Source organism: Actinoalloteichus spitiensis RMV-1378, from assembly GCF_000239155.1.
GTDB lineage: Bacteria > Actinomycetota > Actinomycetes > Mycobacteriales > Pseudonocardiaceae > Actinoalloteichus_B > Actinoalloteichus_B spitiensis.
On the sequence record NZ_AGVX02000251.1, the window covers coordinates 1 to 4,460 of the forward strand.

Annotated in this window: 4 protein-coding genes; 3 read left to right on the top strand and 1 reads right to left on the bottom strand. The window is 74.3% G+C overall.

All coding sequences use genetic code 11. From position 1 onward, the window contains the following. Positions 1-112: 112 nt before the first annotated feature. The gene (locus tag ACTIDRAF_RS0212260) at positions 113-616 is read right to left on the bottom strand and encodes a DUF1707 domain-containing protein (RefSeq protein WP_039786997.1); all 504 of its coding nucleotides are present in this window, start codon (positions 614-616) and stop codon (positions 113-115) included. Positions 617-754: 138 nt separating this feature from the next. Between ACTIDRAF_RS0212260 and ald the strand changes: the two genes are divergently transcribed. The 3 genes from ald to ACTIDRAF_RS0212275 all read left to right on the top strand — a co-directional run bounded on the left by ald (position 755) and on the right by ACTIDRAF_RS0212275 (position 4,203). Continuing rightward, positions 755-1,870, top strand: a complete 1,116-nt coding sequence (ald, locus tag ACTIDRAF_RS0212265) for an alanine dehydrogenase (RefSeq protein ID WP_016699037.1) — start codon at positions 755-757, stop codon at positions 1,868-1,870. Then, positions 1,867-2,925, top strand: a complete 1,059-nt coding sequence (locus tag ACTIDRAF_RS0212270; protein ID WP_016699038.1) for a site-specific tyrosine recombinase XerD — start codon at positions 1,867-1,869, stop codon at positions 2,923-2,925. The genes ald and ACTIDRAF_RS0212270 overlap by 4 nt, the downstream gene beginning before the upstream one ends. Before the next feature lie 393 nt (positions 2,926-3,318). Continuing rightward, complete coding sequence (locus ACTIDRAF_RS0212275; protein WP_245533516.1) at positions 3,319-4,203, top strand: ParA family protein; 885 nt, start codon at positions 3,319-3,321, stop codon at positions 4,201-4,203. The last annotated feature ends 257 nt before the right edge of the window (positions 4,204-4,460 follow it).

Here is a 4,460-nt window from a genome sequence, read left to right on the forward strand (position 1 = left end):
GGCGGGACCGCCCCACCCGGTGGGCGGCTCGCGTCGCGGACCGGCGCTGACCGGGGCCCGGCGGATGGCCCGTCCCACCTCGGGCCCGGCGCGGTGACCGCCCCGGCCGAGGTCACTCCCGCAGCCGCCGGCCCTCCCGGTCCCTGCCCCCGTAGGCGAGCAGGATGATGCCGTCGATCCAGCACCACAGCACACCGAAACCGAACACCGGCACGGTCGCGAGCTGTGCGAGCCCCAGCGCGACCCGGCCGGTGTAGATGCGGCCGATGCCGAAGCCCGGGACGAGCTGGAGCACCCCCGCGACCACCTTCGACTTCGGGGAGAGGTCCTCCTCAACCCTGGCGGGCGGCGGTGCGGGGCTGAGGACGACGGGCGTCGGGGGCGGAGGTGGCGGTGGAGCGGGCGCGTCGCGCAGCGGTTCCGGCAGCGGGCCGGGCAGGTCCTCGAAGAGCCTGATCAGCTCGCCCCGGGTCTTCGCGGCGGATGCCGAACGCATCCGCTCCTCGTACTCCTCCAGGTCGAGTCGACCGGCGCCGAGGTGATCGCCCAGCGAGGCCACCGCGGCCTCACGTTCCAGGGTGCCAATGCGCAGGCTGTCTGGTTTCTTGGTCGCCACCACCTCATAATCCCCCGTCCGGGCCGGTGGCGGGGCACGGGGTGACAGCTCGTCTCCCGACCGTCATCGACGCCACCGCCGATATCCTCGGGGCCGGCCCACGTCGCCGTGGTCGGGTCGGGAAGTGGAGGTGGCGCGTTGCGGGTCGGGGTGCCCCGTGAACTGCGGGAGGGCGAACACCGGGTGGCTCTCGCGCCGTCCGGGGTCGTGGAGTTGACCCGGCGGGGCCACCAGGTCGTGGTGGAGTCGGGGGCTGGCGTGGGGTCATCCTTCCCCGACACCGACTACCTCGCCGCCGGCGCCCAGGTCCTCGCCGCCGCGGAGCAGGTGTGGGAGCGCGCCGAGCTGGTGTTGAAGGTGAAGGCGCCCGAACCGGGGGAGTACGCGTCGCTGCGTCGGGGCCAGACGTTGTTCGCGTTCCTCCACCTGGCCGCCGATCCCGACCTGACCGCCGCCCTGGTGGGCGCGGGGACGACCGCCGTCGGCTACGAGACCGTGCGGGCGCCGGACGGTTCCCTGCCGCTGCTGTCGCCGATGAGCGAGGTGGCGGGGCGGATGGCCGCGCAGGTGGGGGCCCACTGCCTGGAACGGGCGCAGGGCGGTCGGGGGGTCCTGCTCGGCGGGGTGCGGGGCGTTCCCGCCGGGAAGGTGGCGGTCCTGGGCGGCGGGGTGGTGGGCGCCAACGCCGCCCTCATCGCGCTGGGCCTCCAGGCGGAGGTGGTGGTGGTGGACTCCGACCCGGCCCGGTTGCGCTACCTCGACCTGGTGCACCGGGGGCGGGTGCGGACGGTCCCCAGCAGCGCCTACGAGGTGGAACGGGCCTGCCTGTGGGCGGACCTCGTCATCGGTTCCGCGCTGGTGCCGGGCGCGCCCACCCCGGAACTGGTGAGCGCCGCGCTGGTGGAGCGGATGCGACCGGGTTCGGTGCTCGTCGACGTCTCGATCGACCAGGGCGGCTGCTTCGAGCTGTCCCGCCCCACCACCCATGCCCAGCCGACCTTCCGGGCCGCCGACTCGGTCTTCTACTGCGTCCCCAACATCCCCAGCGCGGTGCCGCACACCTCGACCTGGGCGCTGACGAACGCGACCCTGCCCTACGTGGCGGCGCTGGCCGACCTGGGCGCTGCGGAGGCGGCACGGTCGACCCCGGCGTTGGCGGCCGGTCTCCAGGTGCTGGAGGGCACGCTGTTGTGCGCGGAGGTCGGCCGGGTCCACGGACTGCCGCACGGTTCCCCGGAGGAGGTGCTGGGGTGAGCTCCGAGCGGGTGGTCGCTCCCGGTGGCGGGAGCACGGGGCCGTCGGGCGGGGGGATGGCCGGGTCCGGTGGGGGTGGCGTACCGGAGCGGGTGCCGCCGGCGCCGGCGGCCCAGGAGGATCCCGAGGTCGCCGAGGCCCTCCTCGGGGCGGCGCGCACCTACCTCGACCACCTGGTGGTCGAGCGGGGTTTCGCCGAGAACACGATCGACTCCTACCGGCGCGACCTGCGTCGCTACCTGTCCTGGCTCGCTTCGGCGGGGGTGCGGGGCCTCGACGAGGTCGGGGAGCGGGAGGTCAGTGGTTTCCTCGCCGAGTTGCGGGAGCCGAGCGGCGGGGAGCCCGGGCTCGCGGTGACCTCGGCCGCGAGGACCCTGGTCGCGGTGCGCGGGTTCCACCGGTTCTGCCACCAGGAGGGTCTCGCCCTGGCCGACCCCGCCCGTGAGGTGTCCCCGCCCAACGCGCCTCGGCGGTTGCCGAAGGCGCTGCCGGTGGACACGGTGCTGCGCCTGGTGGCGGCGGCGGGCGACGAGCACAGCCCGCGCGGTCTGCGGGATCGGGCACTGGTGGAGCTGCTGTACTCCACGGGAGCCCGGATCTCGGAGGCGGTGGGACTCGACCTCGACGACGTCGACGCGCGGGAGCGGGTCGTCGTGCTGCGGGGCAAGGGGGGTCGGGAACGGGTCGTGCCGGTGGGTCGACCCGCCCTGGCCGCGGTGGAGGCCTACCGGGTACGCGGCCGCCCGGACCTGGCGTCCCGGGGCAGGGGAGGTCCGGCGGTCTTCCTCAACGCGCGGGGCGGTCGGCTGTCCCGGCAGAGCGGGTGGCAGGTGTTGCGGGACACGGCGGACCGCGCGGGCGTCGGTGCCGACCTGTCGCCGCACACGCTGCGGCACTCCTTCGCCACCCACCTCATGCTGGCCGGGGCCGACGTGCGGGTGGTGCAGGAGCTGTTGGGCCACGCCTCGGTGACCACGACGCAAATCTACACGCGGGTCACCGTGAACTCGCTGCGCGAGGTGTACGCGCTGGCCCACCCCCGGGCGCTGGGCTGAGCCGCCCATCGGTGCCGGCCTCCCGGTGCTGCGCCCGTCACGGCCCCGGGTGGCCCCGATCCGGCCGGCGACGACCCGCGCTCACCGCCGGCCGGGCGGTCGGGGCGGCGACCACCCGGGTGATCGCGAGGTGTGATCGGCACCGCCTTTTCCACCCGGTCTGGCTACTGTCTGTCGTTGACGCCACCCGAGTATGTTGATGGCGGTGCCCGACTCGGCCTGTGGCGTCCGGCCCGGCCAGGACCGGTGGTACGGCGAGGCGCGTTGCCGCTGCTTCGGGCTGCCCATAGGCTGCGCCTGGTCACGACCGTGGACACGAGGAGCTAGGTCACGATGTCGACACCGTCGCCTTCGCCGGTGGGACGGCCACGGGGCGGCAGGGTCGACCTGAGCATGGCGCCCGGCACGGTGGACCCCGGGGAGGACGAGGCCGCCGAAACCCTGGAGGGCGAGATCGGGCCGACCGGTCGCCCCCGGCGGCACGTGCCGGAACCGCCGTTGGTGGACAGCCACGGCCCCGCCACCGTCCTGGCGATCTGCAACCAGAAGGGCGGGGTGGGCAAGACGACCTCGACGATCAACCTCGGCGCGGCGCTGGCCGAGTGCGGGCGGCGGGTGCTGCTCGTGGACTTCGACCCGCAGGGTGCGCTGTCGGTGGGGTTGGGCGTGCAGCCCCACCAGTTGGACACCACGATCTACAACGTCATCATGGAACGCGCGGTGGGTGTCCGCGACGTGGTCATGAAGACGCCCGCCGAGGGCATGCACCTGTTGCCGAGCAACATCGACCTGTCGGCGGCGGAGGTGCAGCTCGTGGCGGAGGTCGGCCGGGAACAGACCCTGGCGCGGGTGCTGCGACCGGTGATCTCCGAGTACGACTACATCCTCGTCGACTGCCAGCCCTCGTTGGGACTGCTCACGGTGAACGCGCTCGCGGCGGCGGACGGGGTGCTGATCCCGCTGGAGTGCGAGTTCTTCAGCCTGCGGGGGGTCGCGCTGCTCATCGACACCATCGAGAAGGTCCGGGAGCGGCTCAACCCGAAGCTGGAGATCACCGGGATCCTCGCCACCATGTTCGACCCGAGGACGCTGCACTCCCGCGAGGTGATGGCCCGGGTGGTGGAGGCCTTCGGGGACATCGTCTTCGACACGGTCATCAACCGCACGGTGCGGTTTCCCGAGACGACGGTGGCCGGTGAGCCGATCACCCGGTGGGCGCCGCGGTCGGCGGGGGCCAAGGCGTACCGGGCGTTGGCCAGGGAAGTGATCGCCCGCTGACCGGCGCCCTCCCGCCTCCGGTGCGCCCGGCCGGGCCGGGCGGTGAGCGGACCGGCCGGCTCCCGTTCCGGGTCGGTGCTGCTGGGAGACTGGTGCGGAGTCGGGGTCGGTCGCGAGGAGTGGCAGCGTGGGTGCTTGGCGGGAACCGCCGTTCGGCGGTGGCGGCCGGACCGGGAGGCGACGGGGTGCGCCGGCGCGGGCGGTCGGCGGGCGGGTGGGCCGGCCCGGAGTGGAGGCGGCCGGCCCTCGCCCGGTCG

Coding starts and splice junctions, on each gene's coding strand:
- ACTIDRAF_RS0212275 (WP_245533516.1), top strand. CDS start 3,319: ATGGCGCCCGGCACGGTGGACCCCGGGGAGGACGAGGCCGCCGAAACC.